The organism is Microvirga sp. GN3, from assembly GCF_055792825.1.
This window is the reverse complement of sequence record NZ_JBVVAK010000017.1, coordinates 79754-93468: the sequence shown is the minus strand read 5'-3', so window position 1 is coordinate 93468 and position 13715 is coordinate 79754. Positions and strand designations below refer to the sequence as shown.

Annotated in this window: 24 protein-coding genes; 23 read left to right on the top strand and 1 reads right to left on the bottom strand. The window is 58.5% G+C overall.

Annotated elements, in window-relative coordinates; translation table 11 throughout:
* The 18 genes from ACS5Q1_RS11285 to ACS5Q1_RS11200 all read left to right on the top strand — a co-directional run.
* Positions 1 to 408, top strand: a 408-nt coding sequence (locus ACS5Q1_RS11285; RefSeq protein WP_473098273.1) for a hypothetical protein, incomplete at its 5' end; no start/stop codon positions are given.
* A 136-nt stretch (positions 409 to 544) separates the two neighbouring features.
* The gene (locus tag ACS5Q1_RS11280) at positions 545 to 805 is read left to right on the top strand and encodes a hypothetical protein (protein ID WP_473098272.1); all 261 of its coding nucleotides are present in this window, start codon (positions 545 to 547) and stop codon (positions 803 to 805) included.
* Between the two features lie 15 nt (positions 806 to 820).
* Positions 821 to 1252, top strand: coding sequence for a hypothetical protein (locus ACS5Q1_RS11275; protein ID WP_473098271.1), 432 nt, complete (start codon positions 821 to 823; stop codon positions 1250 to 1252).
* Entirely contained in the window at positions 1243 to 1827 is a 585-nt protein-coding gene (locus ACS5Q1_RS11270) for a hypothetical protein (protein WP_473098270.1), read from the top strand. Before ACS5Q1_RS11275 ends, ACS5Q1_RS11270 begins: the two co-directional genes overlap by 10 nt.
* 54 nt (positions 1828 to 1881) lie before the next feature.
* Positions 1882 to 2226 (top strand): hypothetical protein, encoded by a 345-nt coding sequence (locus ACS5Q1_RS11265; RefSeq protein WP_473098269.1) that lies wholly within the window; start codon positions 1882 to 1884, stop codon positions 2224 to 2226.
* A gap of 96 nt (positions 2227 to 2322) precedes the next feature.
* A complete protein-coding gene (locus ACS5Q1_RS11260) occupies positions 2323 to 2769 on the top strand; it encodes a hypothetical protein (RefSeq protein WP_473098268.1) in 447 nt (148 codons plus the stop codon).
* Positions 2770 to 2904: 135 nt separating this feature from the next.
* Positions 2905 to 3567 (top strand): hypothetical protein, encoded by a 663-nt coding sequence (locus tag ACS5Q1_RS11255; protein WP_473098267.1) that lies wholly within the window; start codon positions 2905 to 2907, stop codon positions 3565 to 3567.
* A 73-nt stretch (positions 3568 to 3640) separates the two neighbouring features.
* On the top strand, positions 3641 to 3901 hold the full coding sequence (locus ACS5Q1_RS11250; protein WP_473098266.1) for a PilZ domain-containing protein: 261 nt from the start codon (positions 3641 to 3643) through the stop codon (positions 3899 to 3901).
* 86 nt (positions 3902 to 3987) lie between these two features.
* On the top strand, positions 3988 to 4641 hold the full coding sequence (locus ACS5Q1_RS11245) for a hypothetical protein (protein ID WP_473098265.1): 654 nt from the start codon (positions 3988 to 3990) through the stop codon (positions 4639 to 4641).
* A gap of 229 nt (positions 4642 to 4870) precedes the next feature.
* A complete protein-coding gene (locus tag ACS5Q1_RS11240) occupies positions 4871 to 5071 on the top strand; it encodes a hypothetical protein (RefSeq protein WP_473098264.1) in 201 nt (66 codons plus the stop codon).
* 456 nt (positions 5072 to 5527) lie between these two features.
* The gene (locus ACS5Q1_RS11235; RefSeq protein ID WP_473098263.1) at positions 5528 to 6112 is read left to right on the top strand and encodes a hypothetical protein; all 585 of its coding nucleotides are present in this window, start codon (positions 5528 to 5530) and stop codon (positions 6110 to 6112) included.
* Between the two features lie 54 nt (positions 6113 to 6166).
* On the top strand, positions 6167 to 6487 hold the full coding sequence (locus tag ACS5Q1_RS11230) for a hypothetical protein (protein WP_473098262.1): 321 nt from the start codon (positions 6167 to 6169) through the stop codon (positions 6485 to 6487).
* The gene (locus ACS5Q1_RS11225) at positions 6484 to 6897 is read left to right on the top strand and encodes a hypothetical protein (protein WP_473098261.1); all 414 of its coding nucleotides are present in this window, start codon (positions 6484 to 6486) and stop codon (positions 6895 to 6897) included. Before ACS5Q1_RS11230 ends, ACS5Q1_RS11225 begins: the two co-directional genes overlap by 4 nt.
* Positions 6898 to 6899: 2 nt before the next feature.
* Entirely contained in the window at positions 6900 to 7478 is a 579-nt protein-coding gene (locus ACS5Q1_RS11220; RefSeq protein WP_473098260.1) for an ImmA/IrrE family metallo-endopeptidase, read from the top strand.
* A 127-nt stretch (positions 7479 to 7605) separates the two neighbouring features.
* On the top strand, positions 7606 to 7818 hold the full coding sequence (locus ACS5Q1_RS11215; RefSeq protein ID WP_473098259.1) for a hypothetical protein: 213 nt from the start codon (positions 7606 to 7608) through the stop codon (positions 7816 to 7818).
* A 78-nt stretch (positions 7819 to 7896) separates the two neighbouring features.
* Positions 7897 to 8601: a hypothetical protein gene (locus tag ACS5Q1_RS11210; protein WP_473098258.1), complete on the top strand. Its 705-nt coding sequence runs from the start codon at positions 7897 to 7899 to the stop codon at positions 8599 to 8601.
* A gap of 7 nt (positions 8602 to 8608) precedes the next feature.
* Positions 8609 to 8965 (top strand): hypothetical protein, encoded by a 357-nt coding sequence (locus ACS5Q1_RS11205; protein ID WP_473098257.1) that lies wholly within the window; start codon positions 8609 to 8611, stop codon positions 8963 to 8965.
* Positions 8966 to 9434: 469 nt separating this feature from the next.
* Complete coding sequence (locus tag ACS5Q1_RS11200; RefSeq protein WP_473098256.1) at positions 9435 to 9803, top strand: hypothetical protein; 369 nt, start codon at positions 9435 to 9437, stop codon at positions 9801 to 9803.
* Between the two features lie 110 nt (positions 9804 to 9913).
* On the opposite strand, the gene ACS5Q1_RS11195 is transcribed toward ACS5Q1_RS11200, so the two are convergent.
* Entirely contained in the window at positions 9914 to 11050 is a 1137-nt protein-coding gene (locus ACS5Q1_RS11195; protein ID WP_473098255.1) for a calcium-binding protein, read from the bottom strand.
* Positions 11051 to 11208: 158 nt separating this feature from the next.
* Between ACS5Q1_RS11195 and ACS5Q1_RS11190 the strand changes: the two genes are divergently transcribed.
* From ACS5Q1_RS11190 to ACS5Q1_RS11170, 5 genes are all read left to right on the top strand, one after another.
* Positions 11209 to 11538: a hypothetical protein gene (locus ACS5Q1_RS11190; protein ID WP_473098254.1), complete on the top strand. Its 330-nt coding sequence runs from the start codon at positions 11209 to 11211 to the stop codon at positions 11536 to 11538.
* An 86-nt stretch (positions 11539 to 11624) separates the two neighbouring features.
* Positions 11625 to 12026, top strand: coding sequence for a hypothetical protein (locus ACS5Q1_RS11185; RefSeq protein ID WP_473098253.1), 402 nt, complete (start codon positions 11625 to 11627; stop codon positions 12024 to 12026).
* 275 nt (positions 12027 to 12301) lie between these two features.
* Positions 12302 to 12715: a hypothetical protein gene (locus ACS5Q1_RS11180; protein WP_473098252.1), complete on the top strand. Its 414-nt coding sequence runs from the start codon at positions 12302 to 12304 to the stop codon at positions 12713 to 12715.
* A gap of 32 nt (positions 12716 to 12747) precedes the next feature.
* Positions 12748 to 12972 carry a hypothetical protein gene (locus ACS5Q1_RS11175; protein WP_473098251.1) on the top strand — a complete coding sequence of 75 codons (225 nt, stop codon included), beginning with the start codon at positions 12748 to 12750 and terminating at the stop codon, positions 12970 to 12972.
* A gap of 38 nt (positions 12973 to 13010) precedes the next feature.
* Positions 13011 to 13652 (top strand): hypothetical protein, encoded by a 642-nt coding sequence (locus ACS5Q1_RS11170; protein WP_473098249.1) that lies wholly within the window; start codon positions 13011 to 13013, stop codon positions 13650 to 13652.
* Positions 13653 to 13715: the final 63 nt, after the last annotated feature.

The window sequence follows — 13715 nt, the reverse complement described above, 5'->3', positions numbered from 1 at the left end:
GAGACAGGCATTCATGGCAGGGCTCCTGGATCGTCAAACAGCCCGCATCCGCCTCAGCGGCCCAGCACGAAATCTATTCTGAATCAACGACTTGCCCCGAGCAATAAAATTGCTCACCAGCCTCTAAGTTATGGATTTGCTGTCACGCAGGGAACGGCCATCGACATTCTTTCGAGCCTCGGCCTCGCTGATGACCTCGAGTTCATCAACTCTGACGAAGACATCACATGCGTCCAGGTGGATGCCCAGAAGCTTCTTAGCGCCTCAATTGATCCTAAGAAGCAGAGGATCAACGGTCAGCAGCTCGGGTTCGACTCTAACCTTGAGTGGGAACTCTCTGGGCTGCTCAAGGTCCAGGAGGATCTGCGGGCCAGCGAGAGAGCTACCGTTTTCCTTGAACTGAACTAACACGCTTCCGCGACCAGCCCGCAAACGGCTCCCCTATCGGGGAGCCTTTTTGTTTGGGTTGCACCCAGACCCCTTTCACTTCCTCGGCCCATGTCCGCGAACAGATGAAAACTTAAATCCCCGAGAGGCTTGTCCGATGAGAGTCATCCGCTTCAACTCCTTGCAAGACGCCGCCATAGCCACCCGAGATGACATGGTTGCTGAATATCGCAATGTCCGGATTGCCGACGACCATGAGTTCCCGTCGAACCTCGACCGCGATCGCTATGCGAGAGCGATCTATACGATGGGCACATTCCTCTACGGGCACGAATTTATTGAATTGGTTGGCCGTGAGCCGGAATCCCCTGACGTCATGATCCAGGAAGGCCGCTATCCCCACCGCGCTCGCTACTGATCCGGGAGCCGCCAAATGATCACGGTCTGCCACTGCAATCTGGATGCGGTCGAGATTGCTACCGAAATCGCGATCAAACGGGGTTCTGACAATTCCAAGGGGCTCGCTCTCTTTTCCGACCTGGTTGCCAAGGGGCTCTACTCGCCGGTTGCTCATCTGGAGCCCGGCACATTAGTAGAGGCCCACCGAGCCACGAACCATGGAGGTCGTGTTTGGGACGAGCAGCAGGCCAACGGTTTGACCGTTCTGCCGGCTCCGGACGGTCATAGCCACCGCAGCACATCGATTGGCGATATCCTGCTGCAGGATGGAATCGGGTATCTGGTAGACCGTAAGGGATACACACCGTTAGGACCCGATCACGATTTGCCCGGATGGACATTCTTCCCCTTTGGGACGAACCCGCTGTTGAAGAAATCCCCGAAAAGGATTGAACAATGTCTGTGATCGTGTCCGCGCTGCTCCCCAATCCATTCGACACCGAGGGCGCCCCGACCCAGGAACTCGAACTCACGCGTGAGGAGGCCATTGAGTTGGTGACCTCGGTTCACCGCCGGGCGCCGGGCGCGGCACGGTACATCGGCCTCGGTGACTTCCAATTTGGCTACTATGCCATTCGCGTCGATCCGCAACGCTTCGCGAAGGGACTCCTCCTCTCGTCTGACCTGCAGGCGAAGATCAGCAGTCACCTGGCATTTGCCATGAAGAACAATCTCGGCATCTCAGTCGAAACCAGGGACGACCGGTCACATATCGACGCAAAACCGATCCTGAGACTGGAGGCCGACCGGTTCGACGATCCGCAGGTGCAATGGTGCGGAAGCCACGCCGTTGAGGCGCTCCGGAACATCGGGATCGCATATAACACCGACAAGCCGCACCCACTCCTAGCGGAGGATCTCGTAGCGGCCTGCGAGCAGCGGCTCGACAAGGTGTCTGATATGGACACGGCCCGCCTTCTTGAGATTGCCGAATATGCGATCAGTCAGGCTGGCCCAGACGCGCAGGTCCTAGCCGCCTAAACGGCCCCCTTCCCTTCGACATTCCCTTTCACCGCCCATCCAAGGATCGGACGAATGATGCGGCGCGCCGAAAACGACAATCTCCCCTATGATGAATTTCAGGCCGGCGCCAAGCCGACGCCCAGCGTCGCTCCGGTCCGCATGGATGCTCGCATCATCTTTCAGGGGCGGGTTCCTGGAGGCTTCATCGTCCTTGAGAAGACCGTGAAGCCTGGTCCCGGTGGGATGCCCGTCCTTACTGCAGCTCCCCTTGCGATGATGCCCCATCCAGAGTGCCCGCCCAACCGGCCTGTGGCCATTCAGCCGTCGATCCCTGATCGTGGGCTTCGGCAGGCGCGGCCAGCGTTCATCCGCGGTGTCGTTGTTAACCAACCTGCAGGTGCGGTGGAGATTTGCTAAAAACCGAATTAGAATGATGTATATTTGCCGTCTAATTCGCCGTGGGCAGGGTGTGAGCAGCAATTCCGGAAATCCCCGGAAGAAAGGATTATTGAAATGGCGAGCCTCTCTGCCCGCATGTCCGGTATCACGCAGTCCGCAGGGCTGTTCGGGTTCAACATCCAGATGCTGCCGCACGAAGGATCAGAGACCGTTCTGGCGGAGATCGAGGTGCCCCCGGCCTACACCAGTGAGCACGAAGCCCGCAACAAGGCTCAATCGGCGCTGATGTGTTACGAGCTTACAGGGAAGTTCCCGAACTTCTCTGAAGGCGTCCAGAGATCTTCCCTATTCGCCAGGGTTCGTGAACTTCGGTCGCTGGCAAAATGCACCCTGAAAGATGCCGTTACGGCTCTGTCCCAGGTCAACGAGCCCCGGTTTGCCGGCGACGTCCTGGTGGCGTTGGCCGCTATCAAAGATGAGGAAGGGGCTCACGATCGCTCTGCCCAGTGGCGGATTGAGAATCCAGCGCTGGACCGGGCGTTTCCGGTACCGAACTTCTAAATCGACCCAGCGGTCGCGAAGGAACGCCCGTCCACGACGGGCTTTTCGTTTGTACGGGTCCCCAATCCCGGTCTTTGAATCGAGATGAGGTCTCGCGATCAGGACAATCAAAATTCCCCAAGAGGAGCTTCGAATATGCTGACGGTAAAATTCGCCTGGAGCCTCTCCGCCACCCTCTATCCGAGCCTCCTGAAGACGGTCCTGCCGCTCCTCGGCAACGATCGCGGTTTGGTTGTCCAGAAGGATGGGGGCGACCTGGCGCTCGTTCGAATGGGCGAAGATACTATCACGGTCCGTGACCTCCCCGCCCATCTGTTCGTGACCGAAGAGACCTTCCCCTTTGATCCTATGGTCTTCGAGGCTTTCGCCCTCGAAGTCAGCGGTCCGGGCGAAAGCCTGTTCCACACCATCGGCCGCTGCGTTTCAGGCTTCTGGGACGCCCGTCATCTCCATATCGGCGACCACGGGATCGCAGTTTTCCATGAGAATGACCGGCCGGAACACCTCGGGTCGGACTTCACGATGACGTTCTTCTCCTATGACGACCTCCGGAGGGTCGCCAAACAGGGCTATGGCTACAACGACGGCGGTACCGTCCTTGGAGCCGATTTCAAGGACTTCGCGTCGGCGCCGACGGAGCCTTCTGAGGTCAAGGGTGCGCCAAAGGATCCTGAAGCCGACATAATAAGGGAGTTCTTCACCCGGGTCCGCCGCCTCATGTGGGAGGAAACTGCCATGCAGATAAAACCGGACCTCAAGGAATTCCGGGCTTGCCCGAGGCTGCCTTTGGTGGTTTAGGCCACATCCAGGCGGAACCCTCACACAAGCCAGCCATTCTAAATGGTGCCTTCCTCAATCTTCGGATGTTCCCATGCGCGTTGGCCTACCCGAACGCCGATCCTGTGAGCGGTACCGCACTGACCTTGAAGGGTGGATCACAGCCGATCCGCCCCACGAGCCGCAACGGTGCATCGTATGGGACCTGTCTGAAAAGGGGGTCCGACTCGTCTTTCCTGAACCTGCCGATGTCCCCGTCACATTCGAGCTCAAGATCCCGAGGCACGCCGCCATCGCGCAGGTGCGCCTCGTCTGGACCGACGGTTATTTCTATGGAGCCAGGTTCACCGACTAACCACCCCTGAACCCCGGTAGAATTCCAGAGCCGGCCCTATCCAGGGTCGGCTTTTTGCATGGGCGCATCCTTAAGGGAGAACACCCATGCAAGAACTCTACCTGCTCCATGGTCGAACCCGCCTCGACGAGAACCTCGACGACTGGGGCTTCGACGGCCCCCGCCTTCAGGGGGTTGAGGGCATCCACGGCACCTATGGAAACATCAATATTCACTTCGCAACCGAGGAGGATCTGGTCGCCGCCCACCAGCTCACAGGCTGGGAAAAGTTTGGCGACAACGCGCTTACCCTCCGCATGGCTGAGGATTGCGTCGAGGTCCGGGGCTTCAACGGGCATGACAACGACAAGAACCCTCTGACCGGCGCCACAGTTTACTTCGGAGACTGGGGGCTCATGACTCCCAAGGCGGATCAGGCCAGTCTGGTCGAAGGCGTCCAGCCGGCTCCGCGGCCGACACCGCGGGCCTCGGGTGAGATCGACTACGTCAAGACTGCCGAATCCTATGGGCTCGTCATCATCCCGTGGGCTGAGTTTCTGGCCAAGACCGACCTTCCTGACGGCCTGATGGCCCGCGCCCTTGAGGTCCAGAAGTCGGTGAACGGCAGCCATGTTCTCTATGACCCCGATGACGATGCCGAAGGATTCATGCTGATCGGCGACGATCCCGTTACCCTTGCGAAGGGATGGGAGGAGTTTTCCGCCGAGGTCAATAACATCAGGTATACCTACCGGACCTAGGGCCGGATCACGAGAGCGCGGGGGTGGATACCCTCCCCGCGCTCCCTGCCGATTGATCGACCTCTCTCGCTTCCATCGAGCGAAGATCTTCCGAGATCAAATCCCCAAAAATGATCAACGGCAGAGAGGCCTGATGTCCTGCAATCCGTTCGAAGACCTATGCCATTCCATTGATCCGAAAGGGACGGTCCACACAGTCCCAGCCCGAACCTATCGGGAAATCGGGTCGATGGAATCCTTCAAGAAGCATTGGCCGGCGACAGGCTTCTCGACCAAGTTTCAGGGGGGCCTCGAGGAGTTTACCCAGGTCATCGCCGATCTTCCGCCGGATGAACAGCAGCGCCGGAAACTAGCTGAGATATTCCCTCGCTTTTCCGGCACCGTCGTCGAGCACGCCTCCCCCAAAGCCTTCTTCGAAGCCATTGGCTAGGTCGGGAACGCCAAGCGGCAATGCCGCAACGGATACCGCCGGTGGAGGCGAGCCGCGCTGTTCGAAAACGGTGTCCGGTTGATCTCGACCGCCCCGTTCCGCGTCGCTCTCAACTTCTGAAAGGGCATACGATGGCATGCCTCTATTGCGGCAACGAAACAGACCGCTGCATTTCCTCAGATGAAGCGTCCCACTGCAGGAAACCCTCATCTGGCTTCATCGTCCACCGAGACGCCGGACACCCTTGGGATCAGCGCCCGGGGTGGGACATCATGGAGGTCAAAGCCTCATCTGAGTTGGCTCTGACTCAGTTCATCACCAGAGCGGCTGCAAAGTTCTGGAGCGTCTGGATCCGGGACAATTCGGGTCAAACAACGGCCGTTCTCTACAAGCCCTCCAATGCGACCAACACCTGGTCAGACCTCCCTCAGGCCGCTTGATCGGAAAGGAACGTCCGTGGCAGATAAGCTCACCCTCCTGAAAACCCTTCATGCTGACCTGAAGGCCAGCAATAAGCCCGATAGGGCACTCGACGCCCGCATATTCCAGGCGTTCGACCCTGAGGCGCGGGTGCTTCCCTGGCCGAAATGGATCGATCAGCAGATCGCCGGCCGGGACGATTTCAAAGGCATCAAGCACTTCACCAACTCGGTCGATGCCGCCCTCTCCACATTCGAGGATCCGGATGTCGCATCGATCCTCCGGGAAATCGCCCGCGATCTGGACAAGCCGGAAGATCCGGACAGGGCTGGCGTCCTGCCTCATATCGCTCGCGCCATCGTGCTCAAGAACATCGAGCACACGATCATGAATATGTCCCTGACCGGGGACATCTTTGAGCACGGGTTTCGACCCGGAGAGAAGGTCAAACTCAGCAAAGCCGTGAGCTCCGAAGGTGAGACTTTCCAGTCTGGTACGGAAATGGAGATCGAGCAGGTCTACGAGGACAGCATCGATCTGGTCCATCATGAAACCAGGGTTCTGATGTGGGTCCGGCCGGACGAAATCACGAAGCTGGAAATAAAACACCGTCACGTATGACGGCGCACATCGCCCCTCGACAGTCTTTCGTACAAGCTTCCTGAAAGAGCACGCATGACCGACAAGAACCTTGTGATAGAGGCCGCCAAGCGCCTCGACCCGGTGGCCTGGACCGCTGAGACCCTCTCGCTGACAGACTCCACACTGGTTCGGGAATTCGCAGGCCGACGGGCGAACACCCTCGCGCTCGTCAAATCGGTCATCCAGACGCTCAAGGAGCCCTCCGAGAAAATGCTGGAGGCTGGCTTCCTCGCGTTGCCGGCTCCGCGTCCCTACGACACCCGCCCTGTCCGCGCCTGTTTTGTCGCCTGCATGGATCAGGCTCTCGGCGCTGCTGAAATCCTCACCGCTTCCACGAAAGGACAAACGCGATGAACTCTGCCTACGAGACCATTGACGCATTGGCCCAGGAAGTCGGATGGAACAGCAAGAGCATCCTGCTCCTGATTGCCCAATGGGCAGAGACATCGGGACAAGCAGCCAGCCTCACCCAGTACCTCAACGATGCGGCCCGAGATGACATAGCAGCCTCGTCCGTCATCGGTCTCACCCGTGAGGGCAGAGCCACAATCGCTGCAGGGCATGGATACACCGTAAATGAAAAGGCCCCGGGGCAGTTCGTCTTTAATGACCCGGACGGAAACGACGCCGACAACGGTCCGTGGGAAACGGCGCAAGATGCCTGGGACGCTGCCTACTGGGACGGGCTCGGCGGCTCGATCGAACAACGATCCGAGGCTGGTACACCTCCGGCCGCCATCATCGCCAAACGCGTGGAGCACTAAGCATGCGCCTTCCTCGCAATGCCCACGACCCCATTCCTTGCGGTCTAGGAAGGGATCGAATTTTCAGCAAACCGAAAGAGTTCGCAAAAACGGCCGGCTTTGCCGTCGGGACGCCGGCGGTGACCCTCCTTGCTGCAATGGGCGGCAAGACGGCCATCATGAATGGCTTAGCCGACGTGGTCATCGGCAGCATGCCCAGCCAGGACAGCGACTGCCTGGTTGTATATGGCCAGCAGGACTTCCTCGTCCTGCTCAAACCGTCCGACAACCCTGATCTACCTCGGGCCAACCTCGAGATCGCCAAAGCCATTGGCCACTATGTGCTTCATACCACGATAGTGCAGGAAAAGCATGGCGCAGATGCCGCGATGATCGTCCGGCACTATCCAAAGTCGCCTGAGGAGACACTGTGCCAGCGTGAGGCTGTGCAATTCGCCTTCGGCCTCCTGGCTCCCCTCGATCGGGTAGCTACGGAATGGAAACGCACCGACGGCGACCTGAAGCGGCTGCGGGAGATCTTCCGGATGCCCGCCGAGCTGATCGAAGCACTTTATCAAGACTGCGCATCCGCCACATCCTAATACTTTTGCCCCGGGGAGAAGGGCGAACCTCTCCGCTAAACCCCTACGCTTACAGAGATTTGTCGTCTTGCCTCAATCCGAACACGCGATCATCGGATGGCTGAAATCCCCAAAAGGAATTCGGCCCATGACAGATCAATCGAATCCACCGCTTCGGAATGATGAGGGCCTTCCCATGGAAAAGCTTTCCCGCGCTCAACTTGAGTCCATCGCCCGCTGGATCGGCGCTGTCACCTCCCACCCGGACGCGACGGCCGAGCAGCTTGAAGCCGTGTACCAGTACGTGAGCACCGCCCGGCTCACAGATATTGCCGAGACCGCCAAGGCGCTCGGCTACTGAGAACAAGGCCCAACGGTAACCTCTTTCGAGGGCCGTTCGTGAAGGAAGATGATTTTAAATCCCCGAAAGGAAAAGATCATGGACGCGGTTGGCATCATTTTCACCATCGTTCAGACCGAGCGCCTGGCTTCGATCGCTGAGGTCGGCCTGAAGAGCCAGCTCTTTCGCATGGACAATGAAGAGCTGATGGACGGATTCCTGTTCGGCCGGGACCTCAACGCAATCCGGACGTCCGAACTGGTCAACGCCGAAGATGCTCCCTTCACGATCATCGGCTTTAATGCGGACACCATTTCCGAGATCGTCGACATCATGTCGCTGTCCGGTGGCATCGAGTATCCTGGCCTTCGGGAGATGGCCTACTCCACCGAACCGTTCACAATTCCAGCGTCCGAGCTCGAGTACCTCGACGTGGCCGGAGACTGCTGGATGCAGGTCGAGGACTACAAGGCTCCTCCGGCGCATGCCGACATGCTGACCGTCTCCGCCAACGATAACGGCATCGAGACAGAGATCGACGACGCCGATGTTGCCGGTTCCGAGACCCCTGCCTTCTTCGATGCGCCTGAGGCTCAGAACACATCGCCTGCCCCTGCCACTAAGCAGTACGACAGGCCGTGGATGCCGCCGAAGGAGTATTTCAAGTGGCTGCGGGAGACCGGCCAGTATGTCCCGCGCACCAAGAAGCCGGCGAACACTACCGCCCCCAAGCGCCTCCGGTCTGATGCAGAGCGCCGCGCGATTGCTGGCCACTTCGCCCGTAAGCGCCAGCAGGCGGCCTAAGTCTCACATGTCCGATCTCGACAAGGGAGCCGACGGCGCCATCGCCGTCGGCCAGAGAATTCGCTTTGTCGGCCATCCCGACATGACCACCTGGAACAAGCCGTGCATCGGTGCGATCGGCCGAGTAAGTCGACAGCACGTGTTCCACTCCAAATACACGGACACTGAGCAGACCCTCTGGGTGTTTGAACCGGAACTGCCGGGCACGTGCCTGCCGGCCTGGATGTATGTCCGCGCTCGCGATGTTAGGCCCATCGCTCAGGATGTGCCGCCTCAGGGTGAGGCATCCCTTGCAGGGGATTGCTCGTATGAGGCCATGCTGCAGAAGGCCGGTATTGCCAACGCGGATTGCTCCCGGCCCTGAGACCGAGAGCAATTTTCAGCGTTTGAAACGCCAGATCACGTAGGCGATGGCCAAGATGATCTGCGCGACGTCTATATTGATGGTCATTTCCATCGGATTGCTCCATGAAATGACCCATGGCCACAGGTCGCAAAACCTAGGGCAGAGCTAGCTCTGGATTTGAAAACGTCGCGGCTTTGAAGCTCTTACAGCTTCCCATCCGGCCGGTACGGGCGCTCAGGAATGTTGTACTCGCATCCCTTAGGTATGTCTCACGCTCATTCAGCGTGTCTGACAAGCACCAACATAAGCGCTTGTCCTACTGATTCAATACTTTTCTGAAGTCTCAGTTCCCTCGAAATTGTGGACGGATTAACTGCCGCTTTCCTGCCGGAAGGATCGAACTCGATTTGATCCAAATCCCCGAAAAGAGAATTGAGCGATGGCGAAGGCGGCTCCTCACGAATGCACCCGTTGCGGCGGTACGGGGATGACCACCCACATCCGGGTCCACTACGGCGTTCCTGGCCTCTGCTTCGCGTGCGACGGTGATGGTAAGCGCGAAACCCAGGTAAAGAACATCGAGGCTGCCAAGCGAGCAAAACAGATCCGGGCACTTGCCGAAAAGGCTAATGCCGAAATCCGCGCCCTTGCGGAGGAGCACGGGGGTCAGAACCTCCACCTTCCCTATGAGAAGCGCCGGGCCTTCGCATTCTCCGAGGTCTTCTCGACCGCTCAGTACGCTGAGAAGTTCAACATGAAGCCCAAAGAGGCCTTCGTCGAGCTCGCCCGGTCCTGGCCGCATTATCGGATCTGGACTGACGAACAGGGGAAGCCGAAAGGTTGGTGGTACGCCTGAGGGATGCCACCAGAAACGCGATGCCCTATGATCGAAAAGCCTGCCGATGTCAGTCGGCAGGCTTTTTTCATGCTTGGATTTGCAAACCCAGGCGTCGGTAGGATCAGTTCTTAAAGGACGTAAAAGTCCTTCACGGTCACAGCAGCCTTGTTGGTGAGCGTTGCAAAATGAACAGATGCGGCACTGCCGGTGCCATCCGCATCGTAGAACAGCTTGCCCGTATCCTTCTCATAAATAACCCGGTCTGACCGATCCTGAGCCTTACCCGTCAAATTCGAGCGGAACGCTGCTGCTTTCAGTGCACCATCCGCACCGATCTTCGTGAAAACCGCATTATCGAGCCAGATAGTGTCGTCTGCGGCGCGGAAATCCATGATCTTGTCATTATTCGTCGAGCGATTTGGCCGCACGTCAAAGACAAAGTTGTCCGTGCCGCTTCCACCGGACAGAACGTCATTGCCGGCGCCACCGTAAAGGTAATCGGCCCCACCAAGGCCTTTGATGGTGTCGTTGCCACCCAAGCCTTTGAGACGGTTGTCGCCTGAGTCGCCTACCAACGTGTTGCTGCGGCTAGTCCCGACAATCGGAATTAGGCTGCTGACACTAAAGGTCCCATCGTCGAAGGAAACGTATTCGACATCAAAGAGGTGGTTGATGTTGAAGTCTTCAATCGTGTCAGTCGCTCGGATGGAGCCGCTGACAATATCCTGCGCGAATACCCACTCGCTACTGGATCCGTCGAAAACGACGATGTCAATGCCGGCGCCACCATAGAGAGCATCAAGGCCAAGTCCAGGGATGAGCGTGTCGTTGCCGTCGTCACCAAAAAGGTTGTCGTACCCACGGCCGCCCACCAGGACGTCATCACCCCAACCGCCTTTGATATCGTTACCGTAATCGTTTCCTACGAACCGGTCATTGCCTTGGTTGAATCTCACATACCACTCTGGCGCATTGAGGTCGGCAACAGTGGTCTGAATGTTCAAGTCACCAAGCGTCTGAACAAGCGTGCCCCCATCATAATAGAACACATCTTCGACAACGACGTAGTCGTAACCGTCATAGTAGTAGTTCACGGTGACGTTGTCGTATTGTTCAAATCCATAGGCATTGAACGTGATTGAGTTATAGCCTGGGCTGAGAACACCGCTAGGATTGGGTGAGGGTATATAGCCCCATCCGTCTGCAGTGAAATCCCACATATCGATGCCGGAGCCCCAGTAATTCGAGAGTTCAATATACGCCATAATCGCCTCAGGAGAATTCGACGGGCGACCATAGCCGAGAAGGTATTGCCGGTTAGTAACCACTTGCCCGGCCATAGTCGGCAGTCCCTTCAGGATGGTCTGCTCATTTCTTCCAAAGCGGGGGAATAGTTCAAGATCAAAATCCCCGGAGAAATTCGATGGCAGTAGCGGCTCCCGCAACCGAAATGGGCATGTTCCGGCAGTTCTCATTTCTGAGCTTCCATACGGCGCTTGACGCCTTCATGGCGGTCACGAAAGCTGATCCCAGCGGCATCATCCCGATCAGCCATGACGTGATCAACAATCTGGTTCAGGTGTCCGAAGCGGACGGAAACACGGTTCAGGAACTGCTCCGCGCTGCCGGTGTCAACATCGAGGGCGAGACCGTCACCTTGCCCCTGCAAGACGTCTGGGTCGGCGAGGCGCTCGACGGCGGCTTCAAAGACTACGTCGACGAGGAACACGGCCTTTTCCGGTGCGCTGCCTGATTGGCGGCATCCGCCCTGCCGATGACCTTTCCCAGCTTGGGATCATCGAGAGAACCGACATGAAATCCCCAGAAAGGAAGTCCGCCGTGCCCGATCTCCGCTATCACATCGTTCCGCAGGGCCTGATGATGTCGGTCAATGGGGAGCCGACCTACTGGTTCGACCGCAAGGCCTCCTTCGGCATCCTGTGGGAGCACATCGATGACAGCCAGATCGAGATCCTCCGTCACGGGCGCGTGGAGATGGTTCTGGAGCGGGAGGCATCCTTCAAGGCGTTCTATACCGAGCTCGGCGCAGAGGCTCCTAGAGCAGGCAAGGCCTTCGTGACCGTCGAGCAACTCGACCACGGCACCATCGACACCCTCAATCGTGTTCTGGCCGGCGAAGAAAAGCCCATGGTCCTCGCCACCGCGATGCAGAAGCTGTCGCGGGAAGCCCTCTTGAGAGTCATGCCCGCTCATAAGCGCTACATGCTCCAAGCGGCCTGAGGGAGGGCTTACGATGCACTCTCGCCTGTATCGGCCCCGCCAGGCTCTGGTCATCCGGCTCCAGAGGGACACCATCGCCCAGAGAATTGCGGAGGTGCTTCTCAGTAAACACCGCGAGCCTTCCAGCCCACGCGAAACATTCCTCCGCCTTCGGGCCGAAGAAGCCCGTCAGGCTGTCCGGCATCCAGGCCGCAAGCGCCGTTGATCCACCGTGATTTTCTGTCCAGTCGAGATGGGCAGACACCCTGAGATGAAAATCCCCGAAAGGAATGGGCATGGCGTTCGATTTCTCGAAGATCAAGGTTCTCACCCCAGAGGAGCGGAAGGCACGGGAGGAGGCCGAGCTTCAGGCTCAGATCGCCGAAGACGCCAAGAAACGTGAGGAACTGTCCAAGCACACGATCACCGTGACCCTGAGCGAGTTCCCGATGCACCGTTTCACGACGTCGGGAGACAAGATCGTCGCCTTTCACGGGGCTGATGACCGCGGCCGCCGCTTCAGCGGGACCTACTTCGTTCCCTACTTCCGGGAGCGCTCCGAGATCGATGCGATGCTCTCACCCATGGATCAGGGTACGGCCATCGTGGTCCGCGGCTACTGGAAGAAGCGCACCTGGCGCAACCAGCAGAACCAGGAGGTCGAGTCCTGGGAATTCCAGATCCAATTCGTCGAGCCCAAGCAGAGCTAATCCTTCCATCCCGAACGTCAGGAGTATTCGCCATGGCCGAAGCCAAGATCGTGTCCGCCCGCATCACCCCGATTTCCCGCGACCGGTTCGCCCCGCTGCCGGAGATCTTCGCCACCCTCGACGACGGACGTGAGGTGAGGCTGTTCGACTACTACCCGGACGAACTCAGATTCTTCGAGTCCGAATTCGTCGGGCTTACCGAGACTGAGGGACGCCGCCTGAAGGTCACGAAGGACGCTGCGTACCTGCGCTCCTAAGTCTTCCGATTCCAATCCTCGACAGAAGGATCCCGCCAATGCCAGCTGCCACTGACCTGATCGCCACCCACCGCTGCTTTGTCTTCCCGGACGCCGAGACCGCCGGCGCGGTTTACACGGAGCTCATGCTCCGCAGTGAGACCGACTATATGGGCCTATATATAGACCCGCCGACCAGGACCATTCTGGTAAGCGAGCCGTTTGGGGACGCCTTCGTGTCCCTGCTCGATGATACCGGCAACCTCGGTCCGGAAATCGTGGTCAAGCAGAAGATCGGCGGCGAGTTCTATGACCTCGGGAACGCGGTCGATGTCCTGCAGCAGGTCTGGCATACCCTCCAGTACGGGATGGGCACCGACGGCAACCTTTATCTGATGAGAGGGCCCGAGGCCGTATTCAACATCCCTCCGGACGAAAAGATCGGCCTCTTCTATGACACGGACAATGCTCTCGGCGGCACGCTCTACAAGCACGGCCCGGCCGACCTGGTCGAGGAGCAGTTCGCCAAACATCGTGACGCCTTCCGGGCGGCCGGCTGGTATGAACGCGCCAACCAGATGCGCTTCATCGAGCTTCCGGTGGCATCGCTGACCCCTCCGCTGATCGCCGAATTGAATGCCTGTCTTTCTATTTCTGGGCGCATCGGGAAAATCACCGAGCGCCTTGGTCCTCTCCACTGACCGGGAGGGGCACAATGGACGATTGCCCCCACTGCGAGGGAACAGGGGAGCGGGATTGGCTCA